Below are 18,466 nucleotides of genomic sequence, written 5' to 3'. Positions count from 1 at the left end.
CTATTTTTTCAAGCTTAACGCAATTTCAAAATCTTTTTCAAATTGCAGTTCTTTTTGTGAGTCAAGCTCCGGTATTTCTATCATTTTTTTATCCCATGATGAAAGATATATCGCATTTGATATCAACAGACTTTTCCGTCCTTCTCTTCCGGCAGCGATACTTTCACCTTTTCCGTTACATTCATCTGAAAAGCCTTGGAGGACCTTTTCATATTGATGATTCTCTTTTTCGAAGGAGAGTTCAGTCCATGTTCCGTTTATTTTTCTGAAATAATCCGTTGATTCCCTTCTGTAATCCGGTTCAGGCATTCCCATCTCAGTATAGGTCTCACCTATTTTTAACATATTCTTTTCACAGATTATGGTTGCTTCTTCAAGAGAGATCTCCATCCGGTTAGTCCCGGGTGCTTCGCCTGTAGATGTTATAAAAGTACCTGTAGCTCCATTTTCCCACTCGAAATAAGCTGTCACATCATCCTCAACTTCTATGTCGTGAAAATGTCCTTCTTTACAGAATCCCTGAACTCTCTTAGGCATTCCAAACAGCCACTGTATGAGATCAAGATTGTGCGGAGCCTGATTAAGCAGCACTCCTCCACCGTCTTTTGCCCATGTTGAATGCCAGGAACTTGAAGTATAATATTTTTCCGGTCTGTACCAGTCGGTAACTACCCAATTCACACGCTTCAATCGACCGTATTTTCCTTCCACAAGTATCTCTTTTAGCTTTTTATATATAGGATAAGTTCTCTGATTGAAGATGATAGAAAAAACTTTGCCCGAACTTTTTGCAGCTTCATCCATATTTCTGGCCTGTCTGCTGTATACTCCGGCCGGCTTATCAGAAAGAACATTTAAACCGAGTTCAAATGCTTTTACCGCGATCTCCTCATGCGAAATGTGAGGTGTTGCTATCACTACCGCATCTATTTTTAACTCGCCGTTTTCTACTGCTTCAAAAAGCTTAACGGCTGAATCAAATACCGGAACACCTGATGCGATAGCTTCATTTAACGGTATATCATAAGGCGACCGCACCCTTGTTAAAGCGGCAAGTTCCAGACCATTGATTTTCTTATCCCAAAGCAGCTTCGCATATTTGCTGCCCATGTTTCCCACTCCGATCACGGCGGTCTTAAGCATTAGACATTCCCCCCAATTCAAGAATATATTATGAAATTCTTTAAGTCGTTTGTTCACAAACAATGATTGTTATTAACTAAAGGCATCTATATCCATATTAATGGATACAAATGCTTTTTCACAGTTCTTGTTCCAAATCTTCTTCAGGTCCATCATGACTCTCTGATTTTTCCGAAAGATCATACACTCTGTTCCTGAACTCCGGATTTTCAGACCAAGTATCATCGTCCTGTTCATCCGCAAACCACGAATCAATGTCATCAGAATTGTCTACTATGTCTTCGATTTCTGCATCCTCTTTCAAACCGGTGTTCAAGTATTCTGGAGATGTATCATCTGCTGTAGCTTCTTCCTGAAATCTTCTTGCATATTCAGCAGTGTCTATTCCATAGATTTGGTCCCTTAATAGAGTGGACTGTTCTTCTGCTCTTTCGTCAATATCTCTTCCGTATGAATAGCTTCCGTCATGATTAGTGTCGGACATATATCCAAGGCTGTCACCATTGTAATCCACTCCGTCGTCATAGCCCATCTCCTCTTCCGCACCCAGTATTTGTCCATCACCGACATATTTGTTCTCCGGATCATACAAATGGCTCTGTTTCTTTAAATCGTATTCTTCTGCTTGTGTGAGATTCATCATAAAACTCCTTTCATCTTTCTTTATAACTAAATTATGGAAGGGGAAAACTGTAATAAAGGCACAAGAAAATGCCCTTTGAAAAGCAAGGGCATCTTCAAACTCCCCAACCCCTCAATCTTTGAGGGGCTCTATTTATTTCGCTCCACTTTTGTTTCATAATAATCTTATGAGCACAAAGTGGATTTCTTTTGGAAATGAAACAATTTATCTTAACTCTCATCGCAATGTCATCCAGCAAATGTGTCTGGATCATTATGAAGAGATCATTTATTCACTCCATCCTAGACCTGTCGTTTTAGACAATATCGACCGACTCCTTAAGTGTGGAGATCCCGATTATGGCGGCGCACTCTATATCTGCCCTGGTTGTGGTGAGATCAAATATGTACCCTATCGTTGCCACTCAAAACTATGCAGTACCTGTGGCGCTATGTATTCTCTCAAACGTGCAGAAGCTATGCAATCAATCATGATCGATGTCACCCATCGTCATATAGTGTTCACTATAGACGAGGAACTGCGCCCTTTTTTTCTAAAAGACCGTTCTCTTTTGAATCTTCTCTTTGATTCCGTAGAAGAAGTTTTAACATTCTGTTTCCAAAAATATGCCCGTAAAACTCAAAAAGAAATTTTACGTCCTGGATTTGTCATGACTCTTCATACCTTTGGGCGTCCTCTTGAGTGGAATCCTCATATTCATGTACTATGCTCAGAAGGCGCTTTCAATCAATTAGGCGTCTGGCGTCCTATAAATTTTTTCTCCTACGAACTTCTCCGAAGATCTTTTCAAAAAGTTCTTCTTGATAAACTTCGCCTGGCTTTAGGTCCTTCTTTTCAAAAGCAAAAGGTTTCAAGCTATAAAAACCACAAGGAAGGCTTCTATGTTTATGCCCAACCATTCAAAGATGAAAATGGCAAAGAGCGTAAACAGGGTGATATGTCTAAAAAGGAGCTTGTAAAATATGTTAGTCGTTATCTTGGAAGACCGGTTATTGCCACTTCCAGGATAGATTCTTACGATGGCGAAACTGTTGTATGGCATTATAACAAACATGAAGATGATAAGCTTGTCACAGTAAAACAGCCTGTATTAGAATTCTTAAAACTCGTTTTTATGCATCTTCCAGAAAAGAATTTCAAAATGATACGATACGGCGGTTTTTACGCCAGTAAATGTAAAGCCAGAATCCATGCCAAAAAATTTAAATCCAAACGTCACCTTCCTTCAATATCTTTTGCAAGTTGGAGAGAAGCTATTCTTAAATCTTTTGGCTATGATCCACTTGTTTGCACCAAATGTGGATCAACCATGTCTTTCGCAGCTCTTTACTTTCGTTACAAAAAAATACCGTTGGAAGAACTCTATAGAAAGGCGATCATTAAACTACGATCTAAAGAAGATAGCTTAGCAACAACAAAATCTTCCCTGCTCGCAAAAATGAAAGCAAATCCAAAACCCAAATCTTACCAACGGTACTCAAAAATGACTTCATCACCTCGCAAATGAGAAGTCATAAATAATTGTAACCATTTAAGGCCTTGAGATAAAGCCTTTATTGAATTTACCCATTTTTTAGGAGCGAACATATGTTACACCAAATATCCAGTGAATGCACTTTCCTATGAAGAAGTAAAAAAGCATGTAACATAATCATCAACCTGATTATTTTACATGCTTTTCCCTTTTTACTTTTTTTGATATTTATATTATTACTACATTCTTTAAATCAATACATTATTCTTTTAAGCAGTACACTATTCTTTTAAGCCCTGATCTCTTTCCTCATAAAGCTTATATAGGCAAGGGCAAATCCCACAACCACTTCTGTTATCATAACCACAAGATGTGGCCATATCTGAAGGAGTGACTGTCCTAGAGTCAGATAGGATGCTATAGCTCCGTTTTTATACTCTGCAAGTGACATGATATCCAATGATCTCACATTTGGGTTCATAAGTACCGATGCTGCCTCACTGTACAGGTAATATGGTGATACTCGGTTAAGGTTTGTCTGAAAACGGTAACCTGATATCACAGCTGATGTAGTTGTAGCGTTACTGTACAGTAGATTTGTGAGTCCACTGGCTATCAAACTCAGAAACATAGTGAGGAACAGCCATAAGGCTATTGATGACAGCGCTGATGTTGCTCCATGCTTTGATATGGTGGAAAACAGCACTGATATGGCCAGCCATACAGACATATACACCGCACTCAGTAGTAAAAAGATGATAAGTCTTGCCCACTCCTCTGCCTGAGGGATAAGTCCTGTAAGTACTATGCCCATACCCGATAAAGCAATACCGAGGGAAAGTGTTGTCATAAGTATAACTGTTGCACCTGCAAGGAACTTGGCGTTAATGATTGTATCTCTGTATATCGGCTGTGCCGCAAGCCTGTTGAGTGTCCCTTGAGCCTGCTCATTGTTGATAGCATCAAAACCCAGCATGATACCAAATATTGGTCCTAAAAAGCCTATGAAACTCTGGAAACTATATATACTGCTGCCAGCTGTGGTAAAAAGCTTTAGAAACTGAAACTCTGAAACTGCTACTCCCTGTGCATTGGCACTTTGTGCTGCTGTCCTAAGAGTTGATATAGCACCAGAGAGGCTTGCGACTGATACGATGAGTAAAAGCACAAAAAGCGCCCAGAATCTCTTACTGCTTAAATGGTCTGCCAGTTCCTTCCTATAGAGAACTATCATACCCCGTCGATTGGTCTTTAGATTGTCCGCTCTACTTTCCCTGGTCTCTCCTGGCAGTAAGTCATCCTCCATAAACCAGTCCCACAATTTTTTAAGGCTTGATTTAAATGCAAGTTTATCATTTTTTGTCTTTTGTACTGTACCAGAAACAGCATCAACTGCATTACGATCATTTACTTTTATGTCTTCTCTCATGCTGTCTCCCTCTCAAAGTACTTTCTATATATTTCTTCCAGGTCTCCGCCGCTTTCATGGAGCTCACTTAGGATAAAACCTGCCTCTGCCAGTTTAGGGAGTAAATCTTGACGTATGTCGCGGCTTGATTCTATGTGAATTGTGCCGTCTGCTTTTACCCCCATTAATCTGATACCTGAAATTTCTCTGATTAATGCCTTCTCTCGCTCTATATCAGAGTCAGTGTCATGTGTATCTATATCTGTAGCATCATGTGTCTTTGGCTGATTAATATTTGGAGTGTGGGAGAGATTGTTATCCCTTGCAACTCCTATTTCTATATTTTTAGAATATACTTCCTTATTTGCCTGTACTTTATTTTTATCAAAAGAATTTATGTTATCAAGTTTTAAATCTATGATAAAAAGTCCTTCATTTTGGAGCTGCTGACCTAATTCCGAAATGCCGCCACAAGCAATCATTTTGCCCTCCACAAAAATACCCACTCTATCGGATATCTCTTGTATCTGGTAAAGTTCGTGACTTGATATAAGTATGGTCCTTCCGTCTTTTACAGACAGTTCACGGATAAGTTTTGTAAGTTCTCGCATACCTGAAGGGTCGATACCAAGTGTAGGTTCATCCATAATGATGATCTCCGGATCCTTCATGAGAACATCGGCAATACCGAGTCTTTGTCTCATACCTCTTGAGTAGGTACCAGTCTTTCTATCGGCAGCATAAGTCATATTTACCCTTTCAAGGAGTTTTGCAGCCCTTTCCTTTGCCTCTTTACGTGATGATCCATTCATCATTCCAGAAAAGATAAGGTTTTCCCGGCCTGTCATATCTGGATAGAATCCTACATTATCAGGTAGATAGCCTACTATCTTTTTTACAGCAAGACTATCTCTAGTACAGTCAAGGCCATCTATCTCTGCAGTACCAGATGTTGGGTCTGTAAGTCCAAGGAGCATGAGCGTCGTTGTGGTCTTGCCTGCACCGTTTGGTCCTAGGAGTCCAAATACCTCTCCTTTACGTATCTCAAGATTAAGGTGGTCAACTGCTGTTACATCACCATACTCTTTTACGAGATCTCTGGTTCTTATAATAACGTCACTAAACATCAGTGCCTCCCGTACTTATGGAATATCTCTCCAAGTACGCATACCACAGCTACGATAAGGAGGATTCCTACAGCGCCCCACATGGTAGGTGTTTTTACTGTTACTCTAAAGGACTGATCCATAGAGGTCTCATCATTTCCTGCGCTTACTGTCATGGCATAATCGCCGCTCATGGCATCCTTTGATGGGGTAACATACATGATTACTTCCTTTGTCTGTCCTGCAGGAAGTGTATCAATAGTGCTTTCATTAAACTCCACTGTCCATCCACTCGGAGCTGTTGTAGTGAGGTTCACGTTATTTAGGTCTATATTTCCTGTGTTTACTATATTGAGTGGAACTGTTTGTTTTTTGTTGACATTGGCATCAAAGCTTAACTGCCCCTCAGTTGTAGAGAGATTTATAGCATAGGTACCTGTTATTGTAACTTTAAGAGTAGTACTCAAGCTCTGGTCTGCGCTATTGGCAGTAATAGGGATCTCATAATCACCTGCTGTTACTTTATCTGGTGGTGTAACTGTAATAGTAAGTCCCTGACTGCCATGAGCATCAACATCCAGGCTTGATACCTGTGTCTGAGCACTGGATGGCTTGAAGCCTACTGTCCAGCCTGTTGGAGCCTCTGCTGCAAGGCTGTAGCTCTGTGCACTGGATGAATTGTTTTTAAGAGTTGAATTAAAGGTAAAAGTTGTTCCTGTAGCTCCCTGCTGCTCTGGATATGTTGTTGTAAGCTCTGAGGAACCTGAGGACTCATCTGAAACATTAATAGTAAGAGTAAGATTGCTTGATGCAGGGCTTGCTGGTCCTAAGTCACTCTGAGTTGCCTTTGCATTAAGACTCACTGTATATGTGCCCTTTTTGGCATCATCCGGTACTGTGAGACTGTATGTTACAAGATCTGCGTTGGGGTCATCCTTTGTACCTTTAGTACTTGAGTTGGTCTTTACATAAACATTGGATATTGCCTTATCGTTGCCACTGAAATATCCGCTCCAGCTCTCATCGAGTCCACTGGCACTTAAAGCAGTGTTAAGTCCTTGTGATGTTTCATTAACAAAATCAAGATTAAAGTTTATGGTCTCACCTGGTTTTGCTGTAATACCTGGATAATCTGTAGACATCTCAAATCCCTGAGATGCATAGGCTGTTGATACCATGAGTGATGTACCGAGTGCTGCCGCAGCTATGATCCTGGTGAAATAAGCCTTCAATGACTTTTGTTTTAATGCATTACACTCTTGCGTATCTGTAGCTGGGGCTATACATATTCCCTTGATGTTATTACTATTTTTTGTGGTTCTCATAATGAATCCCCCGTATTAAATTTTATTGATCGGATATAATTTTTAATTCCGCTCAACTAAACTCTGTTTTAGTCACAGTTTGTGAAGTAATTGTGTTCATAATGGGGAGATTTGGTGAACAAATTAAGATGTGACATTACACGCCACCAAGAAAATGCCCTTTGAAAAGCAAGGGCATCTTCAAACTCCCCAACCCCTCAAATCTTTGAGGGGCTGTATTTATTCCCCTCCACTTTTGTTTCATAATAGAAGTATGAGTACTAAGTGGATCCCTTTTGGAAAAGAAACAATTTATCTCAATTCTCATCGTAATATCATTCAGCAAATGTGTCTGGAGCATTACGAGGAGATCATTTATGGACTCCATCCCAGGCCAGTCGTTTTAGACAATATAGATCGACTTCTTAAATGTGGTGATCCTGATTATGGCGGTGCACTCTATATCTGTCCTTGCTGTGGCGAGATCAAATATGTACCTTACCGCTGTCACTCCAAACTATGTAGCACCTGTGGCGCTATGTATTCTCTTAAACGCGCCCAAGCAATGCAATCCATCATGATTGATGTCACCCATCGACATATAGTTTTTACTATAGATGAAGAACTGCGTCCTTATTTTCTAAAAGATCGCTCTCTCTTGAATCTTCTCTTTGATTCTGTTGAAGAAGTTTTATCCCGTTGTTTTCAAAAGTTTGCCCGCAAAACTCAAAAAGAAATTTTACATCCAGGATTTGTCATGACCCTTCACACCTTTGGTCGTCCTCTTGAATGGAATCCACATATTCATTATGGAAAGTGAACCCTTATGTAAAGCGACTGCGTCAAGCATTGTGTTCTTGCTATAGCCGGTTTTATTTCCTTTACATAATTAACGGCCGAGACTATTCAGCCAATCCAGGAGGTCTTTGTCATCCGTCCAATCTTTTTGGGACTTCTTTGGAATTATATCTGTCCCTTGGAGCTTCTCAAGTGCACGTCTTTTCATTTCTGCGCTCGTTTTGGAGTATATTTGAGTCACTTTTAAGTCTGTATGTCCAAGAAAATCCCGTATATATACTGGATTGATATCGGCTTCTGTCATATGCATGGCCTTGCTGTGGCGCAGAAGATGCGGCGTGGCATTGGTTAGTCCTATAGGTTCGGTATATTTTTTCAGAATATATGTGATTCCTTGCCTTGTAAGCTTGTCCCCGCGGCGGTTGTAAAAAAGCGGGGCATCCTGTCTTGATGTCTGATCAAGATGGTTTTCCCTTATATAGGCCGCTATTATTTCTTTGGTTTCTGCAGTAAGTGGCACTGTGCGGGTTTTTCGTCCCTTTCCGGTCAATGTAACTTGTACGGGGGACGCTAGCCTGATATCACATACTTTTATGTCGGCAAGTTCCTGGACCCTGCACCCGCTGTCATATAGAAGGCACAGCAATGCCTGGTCACGTCTCCCACGAGCGGTATGCGTGTCTGGGGCGGCAAGCAGATCCTTGACTTGACCCATTTCAAAATGCCTTATGGGTTTTTGACTTTTCTTTTTTTCCGGGATTGCCAGAACCTGCTGTGAAAGAAACATATACTCTGGGTTTTGTGCGCCCGTGTAACGAAAAAACGAATGGATGGCGATCAGCCTCTGGTTCCTGGTCGACACGCTGTTTCCCTGCTCAGTTTCAAGATAGTCGAGGAATTCCTTTATCCTGCCTGCGGAAAAATCATCTACGCAAAGCTTCTCTGTCCTGATGGAATACCTGTCATTCATAAATTTAATGAGCATGACAAATGCGTCCCTGTATGACATGATTGTGTTCCCGCTGAGGTTCCTTTCCCCTGCAAGATGTTTCGTGAGGAAAGCTGTTATATACTGTGCAAAATCATTCTTCTTCATAGGGCATCCTCACCTCCTCTAGTGGCGATATCAATGGAAAAATGTCTTTTGTGGCTTCTTCTATCTTTTCTACCAGGTCGGGAAACGCCTCCGCAGTAAGATGCAGGTACCTGCCGGTTGCGGAGAGGGACTGGTGTCCCATGTAGGCGCTCAGCAGCTGGAGCGCAGCGCCGTGTGGTATGCCACTCCTTACCATTTTTTCAAGGCTGTGGACACAGAATGTGTGTCTTAAACAGTGCAGGTGCGGACCTCCTCCTTTGTAACCATGTGTGGGGATGCCAATATCTGCCACCATCCTGCTGAAAAAGACCTGTACATTGTTGCGGTAATAGCGGCCGGTGCCCCGGTTGCTCATAAAAAACAGGTCGCCTCCACGGAAGGTCGGGTGTATCTTCCCTTGATACCATCTGCAGTATTCCGTAACGGAATCGCTGATTGGGAGAATCCGATCCTTTCGGTTTTTTGGATTTACAATATGCAGCGTCTGTTCCTTAAGGTCAACATCGTCCATGGTCAGCGCAAGCGCCTCGGAAATCCGTATCCCGGTTCCGTACAGCACCCTGAAAAGTACCGGATAGAAGACATGTGAATTACGGCAGTTGGGATGGATGCTGTCTGCCCGAGAAAAAAGCCTGTCTATTTCCTCATGCGAAAAAATATATGGCTTGAATTCAGCCTGCATTTTCCTCATGGCGGCATAGCCTGGACGGAAAGCCGCCGTGTCATGGCGGAGCAGGTAGTCCCCGAAATTCTGGAGGAAGCTGATCCTCCGTTTTTGTGTTGTTGCCTGCCAGTTTGGCTGGTATGCAATGAATGCATTGACCAGTTCAGAGCTGAGCCCTTCCGTACAGTCGAACCCAAGGCTTAGCAGGTCAAATGCAAACGAAAGCCGTTCCTCTTCCTTATATCGGCATCCTAGCGACCGCTTTTCCTCAATAAAAGCCTGCAAATGGGCCGCAAACGGGCCATGGTATGATTTAGCCCCTGACATAATCCTTCACCTCCAGGTCCAGCATGCACTTTTTTAGGTTCTGGGCATCTATCTTAATATAATACCTTCCGGCAATATCCGGATCGCTGTGTCCCAATATCTCGGATATGGTTGACATTTCGACCTCACTCTGCAGGAGGCTGGTCGCAAGGGAGCGACGGAACGTGTGCCAGCCATAGTTCTTACTATCGGATGCTATCCCTGCCTTGGCAAGCACGGCAGACAGGATATGGTTCATTGTACTGTTCACAGGAAATGCGTCATAGGGCTGCCGGTGCCTGACAAATACGTTTGGGCTTTCGGTAATAGGACGGCCGCCCTTTATGTAGTCAATAAGGGCCCATCCGGCATCGTCCGTGAGGGGCAGCACGAGAGGCTTCCCTGTTTTATGCTGGACGATTGATATTTTCTTTTGTTCCCAGTCGATGTTGGATAGCTTAAGGCTGCGAATGTCACCTATGCGTAGCCCCAGTTCCGAGGCGAGGATAATCATGGCGTAGGCTCGTTTCCCAGATGGGCTCACTCTTTCTGCACTTGATTTGATTTTTTCGATTTCCTCATGAGTCCAAAAAGTCGGAATCTTCATTCTCCCGTTAATACATGCGTGTGGCAGTTTTTCTGCCAGATGGATCTGGATGTGACGGTTCAGGTACAGGAACCTGTAATACCTTCGCAATATGCAAAGCTTGGAGGCTATTCCCTTTGGACTGAGGTAGTAATAGCTCTTTATGAACGCATCGTTATGTTCAGTCGTGATGTCATGTGGCCTGTGAATTCCCCTGTCATCCAGAAATATGATTAAGTCTTTGATGACACTTTTGGAACGGTTGATATATGCGTATGAAAGCCCGTCTTCTACAAGCTCTCCCAAGTAACTCTCCGTACATGCCCGGAAGCCATCAGGCCAAATGACCTCGCCCTTAAAATCATTCCTGATATGGACAATGCCGAAGTTATAGTACTCAGTAAGGATACGGATGCATCTATAGTAATATGCTTCCGTCCGTGAATGCTCATCAGTGATAGATATACCGCCATCTGCCTTGAATTTTTGGATAAGGAAATCCGTCCCCAGCGGCTGGGAATAAACTTCCTCGCCACCGAAAGCAGAAAACTCTTTTAATACTTTGCGATACCTTTTGAGTGTATCTGGGTTTAACTGTTGTCGGACCAGTTCCTGCTCTAATTCCGTGCACAACTCAAAAACAAGTATTTTTTTCTGCATTTTTGCTGCCTCCTCTAATAAAGAAGATACAAAAATAAAAATAGAAATACGAGTCTGTTTATTAAACTTTTTAGTCCTTAGACTGAAAAGTTAACGTATTGTGGCCTGGATGACAGTATGTATTATGAAAAGAAAATGAAACCCAGAACTTATTACATCAATGTTTTCCTGAGGAACTGGTCATTTTTACTTGCTTTCCATAATGGATACTATGACAAGCTTGTCATAGTATCCATGTACTTTGCTCAGAGGGTGCATTCAATCAATTAGGCGTTTGGCGCCCTATGAATTTTTTCTCATACGAATTTCTCCGAAGATCTTTTCAAAAAGTTCTTCTTGATAAACTTCGCCTGGCTTTAGGTCCTTCTTTTCAGAGACAAAAAGTTTCAAGCTATAAAAATCACAAAGAAGGTTTCTATGTTTATGCCCAACCTTTTAAAGACGAAAATGGCAAAGAACATAAACAGGGTGATATGTCTAAAAAAGAACTAGTAAAATATGTCAGCCGTTATCTTGGCAGACCGGTCATTGCCACTTCCAGGATTGATTCTTACGATGGCGAAACTGTTGTATGGCATTATAACAAACATGAAGATGATGAACTTGTCACTGTAAAACAGCCTGTATTGGACTTTTTAAAACTCGTTTTCATGCACCTTCCGGAAAAGAATTTCAAAATGATACGATATGGTGGTTTCTATGCCAGCAAATGTAAAGCCAGAATACATGCTAAAAAATACAAGTCCAAGCGTCACACTCCTTCAATCTCTTTCGCAAGTTGGAGAGAAGCCATCCTTAAATCGTTTGGTTATGATCCTCTTGTTTGCGCCAAATGTGGAGCAACAATGACATTTGCAGCTTTATACTTTCATTACAAAAAAATACCGTTGGAAGAACTCTATAGAAAGGCCATCATTAAGCTGCGATCTAAAGAAGACAGCTTGGCTACGACAAAATCATCACTACTCGTAAAAATGAAAGCAAATCTAAAAAACAACTCTTACCAACGGTACTCAAAAATGACTTCCTCACCTCGCAAATGAGAAGTCACTCATAATTGTAATCATTTAACGTCATTAAATAAAGCCCTTATTAAATTCACCTATTTTTTAATACGAACATATGTTATGCCGAATATTTAGTTAATGCACTTTCCTATAAAGCAAAAAATGCGAGATCAAAGATCCCGCATCTAGATTTTATTTAATATCAAAGCCGAATTCCCTAGCCTTGTTTATGATTTCCTCTACCGTTCTTGGTCCAAGGTTCCTTGTGTATAGAAGTTTTTCTCTGGTCATGTCACCAAGATCCTTAATTGTTTGAAGCCCCGACCTTTTTAAACAATTATAAGCTCTTACAGAAAGTCCAAGATACGAGATCGGCTTTTCATATATGCTTGTACCGGTGGCTTCTGTGTCATTTGACATTGTTGGTTTTTCTTCGATTTGTTCTCTTATCGTTTGTATATCCGATTTAAGTTGAGAAAGCGAATCGACGAATTCATCCTTGTGTTTAAGGTATGAATTAACTGATTCTTTACCATTACAGATCACATCTATCCGTTCCGGCCTTGAGAGATTCCGAAGTATTCTGTGTTCAATTTCCTGGGTGCGCTGGTGGCATACACCTATGATTTCAGACATCTCTTCGTAGGTTTTTCCCTCTTTGTATCTGAGAATAAGTATTTGCTTATCCCTTTCCTTAAGAGAATCCATCACATACAGTAGGTTTTCTTCTATGGACTCTGCTTCTTTTACGGTACATACTATGCCGATTTCGAGAAGAAGGTTTATAGGCCACCCCTCGTCAGACGGTCTTCCAAGTCCTTTTCTAAGGATGTTAGCTGCATCGTGCAAAGCTTCCACACCCCCGTCTATCTCGTTAAGGTCACAGGTTCTTTGTGCATGATTATTTCGGTCACACCGATTCGCAATCTCTATAAGTTTTTCTGCAAGTTCTATTCTATCAGTCATAATTCCTCCCGTTGCTTGTATCCTAACTCATTCTATACTTTCTTGCAGTAAGATTATAGTTCATCATTACTATAATCGTATTCTTCCTCTTCATCTTCCATTGCCGGATCTTCGTTAAAGCTGAAGTCGATTGATATGTCTTCGGTTTCTCTTACGAACTCATCAAATTCTCTTGTATCCACCTTTTCAATCACATCACTATGCTCGCTTGCGCAGTTGTCTACTGTTGTGCAGATATCATAGGAAATAACATTCTTTATATCGTCTGCTTCCTGTGATAAAAGCTGTACTGCAGGCTCACATGCAAACCAAGTCTCAAGGTGTGCTCTTACATCATCTGTAAGTCCGTATTCAGAAAAATACTGTTCATACAGTACTTTTCCGGTCTCAATGGCCTCTGATGATAACTTATCCCTTAATTCATGGATTTCCTTTTCGGTTACCTTTTCAACGGAATTTCCCTTATCTTCAGTTTCTACCGTTTCCTTTACGGTTGGTGCCCCCATGGCATTACTGATTGCAGCATCTTTGTCAAGATATACGGAAAGGTTAGCAAACTTGCCCTCTCTGACGCTCTGCTCCATTATGTCTCTTATAGCATTTCTGTCTTCTGTCAATCGTGCCATTGATGTAAATTCAACAAGCTGTTTTGTCATGGGAAGAAGCTGTTCCTTATAGGCTATCATCTTAACTCGTGCATCAACTTCTTCTCTTTCGTGCTCTTTCCGTACCTCCAAGAGCTTTTCTTCAAGATCTTTCTGCTCGACTCTTTCAAACTGACCATAAGCTTTAAGACCTGCATATACATCAAGCTGAAAGGCATTACTCATGTTTGAATTTCTTGGTATGTCTCTCTCCTGTATGTCCATTTCTGGTGTACGGACATAGAATTTAACACTTTCTGCATCTGCTACAAGGAATCTATTAGGGTGCATAGTATCTACAACTATGGTCTTTTCCATGTTGTTAGCGATATGAGCCATAACACTCTTACAGCTGTCATTGAATTCCTTTTCAAGACTGGTTATGCATCTTCCGGTCTGTCCGGAAAGGAAAATGTGGGATTCGTTGTAGACTTTGTTTTCTTCATTTACTACAACAGGGTCATTCGGAAAAGCAAGTGTGACGGAACCGTCTCTGTTCTTTATTACTGTATGCATAAATCCGATGCCTCTAGACGACATCTGCTCATACTCAAGCTCTGATATGTTCTTGTGTAATGCAACCTCGCTTCCCATCTTATCACAGAATTCTGCCAGCTTATCAGGTTCAATCTCATTGAAATTACTGGTTCTTGCAAGATTTATGTCATTTACTATCTGTCTTGTCTTTTCTGTATCTTCTTTGTCCGGATAATATACGTAAACCGCATTGAATTTGCCTTCCGTGTTTTTGTCAGGGATCATATACTGAACAATACTGCACTGTACATGATTCTTCGCAAATTCCTCTTCTATTTTTGTGTGAAGTTTATCTCCTGCAAGAACGTAATGGGTTGGAGCATTTGGATCAAGGCTCTTTTTTGTGGGATCAAGGGATGGTTCCTTCTCGTTTTCTTTACCTTTAGGATTTCCTTCATCCCTCCAAGGATAAGTTATTCGAGCATAATTTACTTTTACAAGTGTATCTTTACCTGCGCGTCGTGTCATAGGGTCAAATACACTTTCTATCCCCTTGGCAGTAAACAACGCAGCTTCTCCTAATGCGATATCGTCCCATTTAACTGTTAATGGCGGTAATGATGCGTTAGCCATGATTTCCTCCTCTGTTTTACAATGTGGTTTTTTCTATATAATAATTATGTTTATGGATATACGTTTTAACTTGTGTTTTCTCTATATTCTTGTTTTCTTCTGAAAAATTTTCTAAAATTTCTATCAGCAATTGTATTTCATAGGGATTTATATCCCATAATTAGATTAGAAATACTTTTAAATTGAGGTGTGCTATGAAACTCAGAGATTTTGAATACAATCCCTTAGGCATTATTAATAAATATCCTTTTTATCCGGAGCTTATGGGTAAACATATAAAGACAAAACCGAATGAAAAAGGCGAAAAACTGATAACGGACTATATCGAGGAAAGAACGCCAAGGATTTTTGATGGTTATGACCAGATAAAAGTACGTCCTGCAAAGGGCAGCCTTCGTTCTATCAAAAAACGTCATGACTTTGTTGACAGAAAGGCATTGTTAGGTACGGTTACCGTCATAGACCGTAAAGGCTTTGAACAAGCTAATCTTCATCATGAGGAACGTCTTATTCGTGCGATGTTTAGGCATCTGACACTAAACGTGTTTCATATCCCAATCGAAAAGGAAAACATCCATTATCTCGACAAACTGCCTTTCAATGTAGTAAAGGATTATGTCGCAAGATATTTTCCTTCTAATCCACTTTGGCTTGTGAGCACTGTTTCGGCTTCAAATGACTTTAAGCATCACGATATAGAACGAACTCCTGAGTTATCCGTTGCCACCAGTATCTTTTCATCAATAAGAAGGCAGTACAATCTGATAGACACCGTAACAAATAAACCTGTAAGGCTAAAGCCCGGTGTTTGCACAGCGCCTCACAGAGACGATGAACCCGATGAGCTTTATCAGGTGTATTGTTTTGAAGGGAAAGGATATCAGACAGACGATGACAAGAAGAATGCCTTTAAGCCTATCCCTATCCTTAAAAGCGGATACCGCTCCACAAAGGAGGACTTTGACAAATCTTTGAGAACCGATGACATGACATCCTTCCTTGATCCTAATAGAAATGAAATCCGTATAGGATTCCAGAGTATGATGTGATTGTTTGCGGCTCTTTACCGAGCCGCACTTTTTTATTCACGGGGCTCTATTTTTTCTGCTACTCTTCTTCCGTTTTCTGTACAGGGAACAAATTCCACTTCCTTACCTGCAATCAACTTTCTAAATCCTTCAGCTAATATATTTTTTTGGTGTGCAAAATAATCATTGCCGTCTTCACCAGTGACAAAACCGTATCCTTTATTTGGGTCGTACCATGCTGTATAGCCTGTCATATAATGTATCTCTCCTTTAAATTATTATGTTATCAAGACTCTCCATCAGTGATTCTGTTCCTGATGTGGACGTGAAAGTCTGGATGTTATGCTTATCTGTATACCCCTTCATCTCAAAATTATTCTTTGGCTTGCTTTTAAGGGCATTCTTTTCAGTCTTTGTACCATCTGACCGGTGTTGAGTGACCGTAGCACCGTGAACAAGAAAATTAGCTTCATCTATTTGGGGAACAACCGTCCTGTTTTCAACGTGTTTCTGCAACAACGCCTGTGACTGTTCATCTGTCGGGATATCCCTATTCTGCACAGGGCTCATCTGTATGGCTCTTTCGTTAGGAGCTTTCTTCTTCGATGATCTCTGCTGTACGAGTGCTGCTATCCTTTTTCTTTTTCTTTCAAGAACCTTTATGTCCTCTGTTCTTATGTTGCAGTATTCGAATACATAAGGGCCCAGTTCGCAGCTCTTCTGGAACCTCTCATCTCTAGGGGTGTCATACTTCTTATCGTAGAAAGCATATTGCCCCTGTATTAAGACAAGACACTCATCAGGAGCAAGACGTCTAATCTCATCAACTGTCATAAGCATACGTTTTGTGTACTTGAATGATGTTGATGAGGAATTCCTTGATCCATGTGAATAAGAATGGTCTCTTACTCTTATAGTGGTCTCACCTATTCTTTTTGAAAGGTTTTCCATCGTGGAAAGCTCGTTTCCACCAAGGTAAATGTATGTTGAACATGCACCGATGATGGTCTCATAGTCATCCTTATAGAGCATCTTTATCTGAGACTCGGCCTGTACAAAGATAAGGGCTTCAATATTGTATTTTCTACAGGTTGTGAGCTTATTTTGGAACCCAGGAATGACTCCGATGTTCGCGAACTCATCCAGCACTAGGCGTACATGATGAGGAAGTGCGCCGTCATTACATTCAACCTGTCCATGATAGTAAAGAGTATCAAAGAGCTGTGTGTACATCAGGTTAACCAGTGCCTTATAGGCATTGTCTCCGGAAGGTACTACGATGAATATCGCTGTCTTTCTGTCACCTGTAAGCTCCAGTTCCATCTGATCCGTGGATGTAAGATTCTTTACAGCATTGATATTAAACATTGAAAGTCTTACGGATGTGGTGATAAGGATTGACTGTGCTGTCTTATCACTCGCCTGCTTAAAGATGTCATACTGCTTTACACAGATATCGTCTTTGTCATAGGAACGTATCTCATTAAAAAGCTTATCAAGACTTGTCTCGGTCTGCTTAGGATCAGCTTTTGCACGACGAAGCATATTGGCAATAGTCGCAAAGTTCTGGAACTGCTTACTCTGATATATGGTCACATAAAAAACGAGGGCCTGCAGAAGTGCCATTTCGGCTTTCTCCCAGAAAGGATCACTGCTTGCCTTTACGCCGTCATTAGTTGCATTGATAAATGACTGTATAAGTGTAAGGACATCCTGTTCGTTTCTTAAATAATTAAATGGGTTATATGTATTTGAATGCACCATGTCGATAAGGTTAAGGACCTTTATGGTGTATCCGTTTTCTTCCAGATAGTTTCCTGTTTTCTTCAAAAGCTCTGATGAAGGATCCGTTATAACAAATGAATCATAAGCTGAACAGAGATTAGGAAGTACAACACGGAAACTCTTACCGGTACCGGGACCTCCGACACAAATGGCATTAAGATTGAATCCTGTAACCCTTGTGTTAAGTGCAATCTGACAATGCTGCGAATATATCTGATTTACTTCGCCTTTCTCATAATCACTCTTCGCATACTTTTGTCCGAGCGGATAGTTGTAAACCATATTGAAGTCTTTTACGAGCTTCGGAGTCATGAACTTTGCCGTACCCTGTTGTTCGTAATCCGCATAGTGACGGTTATTTATCCTGTCCATGACAAAATAGAAGATCATAAGGGCATATCCACCGAGAACCCATAAAAGCTGCTGTATGAAAGCTCCGCCAAAATAAACCTTACCTGCCTCGCCTGATAGTCCATCCATAAATCTGTAGAGCGGAGCCATTTCCTGATCGTAATACTCTACTCCATAATTGCCCTTTGCGCAGTAGTATATGAGGACAATACCGAGCACCACAGCCGTAATAACGTTTTGCGCCGTTCCCCCGCTCTGACTCTTGAAAGGGTTATGTGTTTTTACAGGCTTTGGCTGTTTGACCTTCTTTTGTGTATGTGGTTTCTTGTTCTTCCTTTCAATAGAACTATCGACCATATCGAGGGCTTTTTGTCTTATTATATTCAT

Annotated in this window: 16 protein-coding genes and 1 pseudogene; 5 read left to right on the top strand and 12 right to left on the bottom strand. The window is 41.1% G+C overall.

Going from position 1 to position 18,466, the window contains the following annotated elements; genetic code table 11:
• Together T357_RS0109595 and T357_RS0109590 are read right to left on the bottom strand one after the other, a co-directional pair.
• Positions 1-1,143: a Gfo/Idh/MocA family protein gene (locus T357_RS0109595; RefSeq protein WP_031551595.1), complete on the bottom strand. Its 1,143-nt coding sequence runs from the start codon at positions 1,141-1,143 to the stop codon at positions 1-3.
• A 118-nt stretch (positions 1,144-1,261) separates the two neighbouring features.
• Positions 1,262-1,783 carry a hypothetical protein gene (locus T357_RS0109590; RefSeq protein WP_031551594.1) on the bottom strand — a complete coding sequence of 174 codons (522 nt, stop codon included), beginning with the start codon at positions 1,781-1,783 and terminating at the stop codon, positions 1,262-1,264.
• Positions 1,784-1,952: 169 nt separating this feature from the next.
• Here T357_RS0109590 and T357_RS20845 point away from each other — a divergent pair.
• Positions 1,953-3,188 (top strand): annotated as a pseudogene (locus tag T357_RS20845) (IS91 family transposase); the annotation flags it as partial.
• Between the two features lie 361 nt (positions 3,189-3,549).
• Here T357_RS20845 and T357_RS0109575 read toward each other — a convergent pair.
• Genes T357_RS0109575 through T357_RS0109565 form a run of 3 tightly spaced genes read right to left on the bottom strand, consistent with a single transcriptional unit; the run spans position 3,550 to position 7,099 of the window.
• Positions 3,550-4,689, bottom strand: a complete 1,140-nt coding sequence (locus tag T357_RS0109575) for an ABC transporter permease (protein ID WP_242840091.1) — start codon at positions 4,687-4,689, stop codon at positions 3,550-3,552.
• Positions 4,686-5,795: an ABC transporter ATP-binding protein gene (locus T357_RS0109570; protein ID WP_031551592.1), complete on the bottom strand. Its 1,110-nt coding sequence runs from the start codon at positions 5,793-5,795 to the stop codon at positions 4,686-4,688. The genes T357_RS0109575 and T357_RS0109570 overlap by 4 nt, the downstream gene beginning before the upstream one ends.
• The gene (locus T357_RS0109565) at positions 5,795-7,099 is read right to left on the bottom strand and encodes a COG1470 family protein (protein WP_049962371.1); all 1,305 of its coding nucleotides are present in this window, start codon (positions 7,097-7,099) and stop codon (positions 5,795-5,797) included. The genes T357_RS0109570 and T357_RS0109565 overlap by 1 nt, the downstream gene beginning before the upstream one ends.
• 253 nt (positions 7,100-7,352) lie before the next feature.
• Here T357_RS0109565 and T357_RS0109560 point away from each other — a divergent pair, with 253 nt between their 5' ends.
• On the top strand, positions 7,353-7,898 hold the full coding sequence (locus T357_RS0109560) for an IS91 family transposase (RefSeq protein ID WP_242840090.1): 546 nt from the start codon (positions 7,353-7,355) through the stop codon (positions 7,896-7,898).
• A gap of 69 nt (positions 7,899-7,967) precedes the next feature.
• Here T357_RS0109560 and T357_RS0109555 read toward each other — a convergent pair whose 3' ends face one another.
• The 3 genes from T357_RS0109555 to T357_RS0109545 are packed head-to-tail and all read right to left on the bottom strand — an operon-like array spanning position 7,968 to position 11,188.
• A complete protein-coding gene (locus tag T357_RS0109555; protein ID WP_031551588.1) occupies positions 7,968-8,972 on the bottom strand; it encodes a tyrosine-type recombinase/integrase in 1,005 nt (334 codons plus the stop codon).
• The gene (locus T357_RS0109550; RefSeq protein ID WP_031551586.1) at positions 8,959-9,963 is read right to left on the bottom strand and encodes a tyrosine-type recombinase/integrase; all 1,005 of its coding nucleotides are present in this window, start codon (positions 9,961-9,963) and stop codon (positions 8,959-8,961) included. The genes T357_RS0109555 and T357_RS0109550 overlap by 14 nt, the downstream gene beginning before the upstream one ends.
• A complete protein-coding gene (locus T357_RS0109545) occupies positions 9,950-11,188 on the bottom strand; it encodes a site-specific integrase (protein WP_031551584.1) in 1,239 nt (412 codons plus the stop codon). The genes T357_RS0109550 and T357_RS0109545 overlap by 14 nt, the downstream gene beginning before the upstream one ends.
• A gap of 117 nt (positions 11,189-11,305) precedes the next feature.
• Here T357_RS0109545 and T357_RS21170 point away from each other — a divergent pair, with 117 nt between their 5' ends.
• Both T357_RS21170 and T357_RS0109535 read left to right on the top strand, forming a co-directional pair.
• Positions 11,306-11,458, top strand: a complete 153-nt coding sequence (locus T357_RS21170) for a hypothetical protein (RefSeq protein WP_155991353.1) — start codon at positions 11,306-11,308, stop codon at positions 11,456-11,458.
• Positions 11,459-11,472: 14 nt separating this feature from the next.
• Entirely contained in the window at positions 11,473-12,231 is a 759-nt protein-coding gene (locus T357_RS0109535; protein ID WP_031551580.1) for a transposase, read from the top strand.
• A 156-nt stretch (positions 12,232-12,387) separates the two neighbouring features.
• On the opposite strand, the gene T357_RS0109530 is transcribed toward T357_RS0109535, so the two are convergent.
• Positions 12,388-13,161 (bottom strand): DNA-directed RNA polymerase subunit alpha C-terminal domain-containing protein, encoded by a 774-nt coding sequence (locus T357_RS0109530; protein WP_031551577.1) that lies wholly within the window; start codon positions 13,159-13,161, stop codon positions 12,388-12,390.
• Positions 13,162-13,214: 53 nt separating this feature from the next.
• Entirely contained in the window at positions 13,215-14,915 is a 1,701-nt protein-coding gene (locus T357_RS0109525) for a hypothetical protein (RefSeq protein WP_031551574.1), read from the bottom strand.
• A gap of 194 nt (positions 14,916-15,109) precedes the next feature.
• Here T357_RS0109525 and T357_RS0109520 point away from each other — a divergent pair, with 194 nt between their 5' ends.
• Positions 15,110-15,964 carry a hypothetical protein gene (locus tag T357_RS0109520; RefSeq protein ID WP_031551563.1) on the top strand — a complete coding sequence of 285 codons (855 nt, stop codon included), beginning with the start codon at positions 15,110-15,112 and terminating at the stop codon, positions 15,962-15,964.
• A gap of 32 nt (positions 15,965-15,996) precedes the next feature.
• Here T357_RS0109520 and T357_RS0109515 read toward each other — a convergent pair whose 3' ends face one another.
• Together T357_RS0109515 and T357_RS20265 are read right to left on the bottom strand one after the other, a co-directional pair.
• On the bottom strand, positions 15,997-16,197 hold the full coding sequence (locus T357_RS0109515) for a cold shock domain-containing protein (RefSeq protein ID WP_031551554.1): 201 nt from the start codon (positions 16,195-16,197) through the stop codon (positions 15,997-15,999).
• Positions 16,198-16,213: 16 nt separating this feature from the next.
• Complete coding sequence (locus T357_RS20265) at positions 16,214-18,466, bottom strand: VirD4-like conjugal transfer protein, CD1115 family (protein ID WP_049962369.1); 2,253 nt, start codon at positions 18,464-18,466, stop codon at positions 16,214-16,216.

Source organism: Oribacterium sp. FC2011 (genome assembly GCF_000701645.1).
GTDB lineage: Bacteria > Bacillota > Clostridia > Lachnospirales > Lachnospiraceae > Oribacterium.
This window is presented reverse-complemented; position numbering and strand designations above follow the sequence as displayed.

What these genes read in the sequence shown, in the direction of transcription:
- T357_RS0109595 (WP_031551595.1), bottom strand. Translation starts at nt 1,143, where the DNA reads ATGCTTAAGACCGCCGTGATCGGAGTGGGAAACATGGGCAGCAAATAT.
- T357_RS0109590 (WP_031551594.1), bottom strand. Translation starts at nt 1,783, where the DNA reads ATGAATCTCACACAAGCAGAAGAATACGATTTAAAGAAACAGAGCCAT.
- T357_RS0109575 (WP_242840091.1), bottom strand. Translation starts at nt 4,689, where the DNA reads ATGAGAGAAGACATAAAAGTAAATGATCGTAATGCAGTTGATGCTGTT.
- T357_RS0109570 (WP_031551592.1), bottom strand. Translation starts at nt 5,795, where the DNA reads ATGTTTAGTGACGTTATTATAAGAACCAGAGATCTCGTAAAAGAGTAT.
- T357_RS0109565 (WP_049962371.1), bottom strand. Translation starts at nt 7,099, where the DNA reads ATGAGAACCACAAAAAATAGTAATAACATCAAGGGAATATGTATAGCC.
- T357_RS0109560 (WP_242840090.1), top strand. Translation starts at nt 7,353, where the DNA reads ATGAGTACTAAGTGGATCCCTTTTGGAAAAGAAACAATTTATCTCAAT.
- T357_RS0109555 (WP_031551588.1), bottom strand. Translation starts at nt 8,972, where the DNA reads ATGAAGAAGAATGATTTTGCACAGTATATAACAGCTTTCCTCACGAAA.
- T357_RS0109550 (WP_031551586.1), bottom strand. Translation starts at nt 9,963, where the DNA reads ATGTCAGGGGCTAAATCATACCATGGCCCGTTTGCGGCCCATTTGCAG.
- T357_RS0109545 (WP_031551584.1), bottom strand. Translation starts at nt 11,188, where the DNA reads ATGCAGAAAAAAATACTTGTTTTTGAGTTGTGCACGGAATTAGAGCAG.
- T357_RS21170 (WP_155991353.1), top strand. Translation starts at nt 11,306, where the DNA reads ATGTATTATGAAAAGAAAATGAAACCCAGAACTTATTACATCAATGTT.
- T357_RS0109535 (WP_031551580.1), top strand. Translation starts at nt 11,473, where the DNA reads ATGAATTTTTTCTCATACGAATTTCTCCGAAGATCTTTTCAAAAAGTT.
- T357_RS0109530 (WP_031551577.1), bottom strand. Translation starts at nt 13,161, where the DNA reads ATGACTGATAGAATAGAACTTGCAGAAAAACTTATAGAGATTGCGAAT.
- T357_RS0109525 (WP_031551574.1), bottom strand. Translation starts at nt 14,915, where the DNA reads ATGGCTAACGCATCATTACCGCCATTAACAGTTAAATGGGACGATATC.
- T357_RS0109520 (WP_031551563.1), top strand. Translation starts at nt 15,110, where the DNA reads ATGAAACTCAGAGATTTTGAATACAATCCCTTAGGCATTATTAATAAA.
- T357_RS0109515 (WP_031551554.1), bottom strand. Translation starts at nt 16,197, where the DNA reads ATGACAGGCTATACAGCATGGTACGACCCAAATAAAGGATACGGTTTT.
- T357_RS20265 (WP_049962369.1), bottom strand. Translation starts at nt 18,466, where the DNA reads ATGAATATAATAAGACAAAAAGCCCTCGATATGGTCGATAGTTCTATT.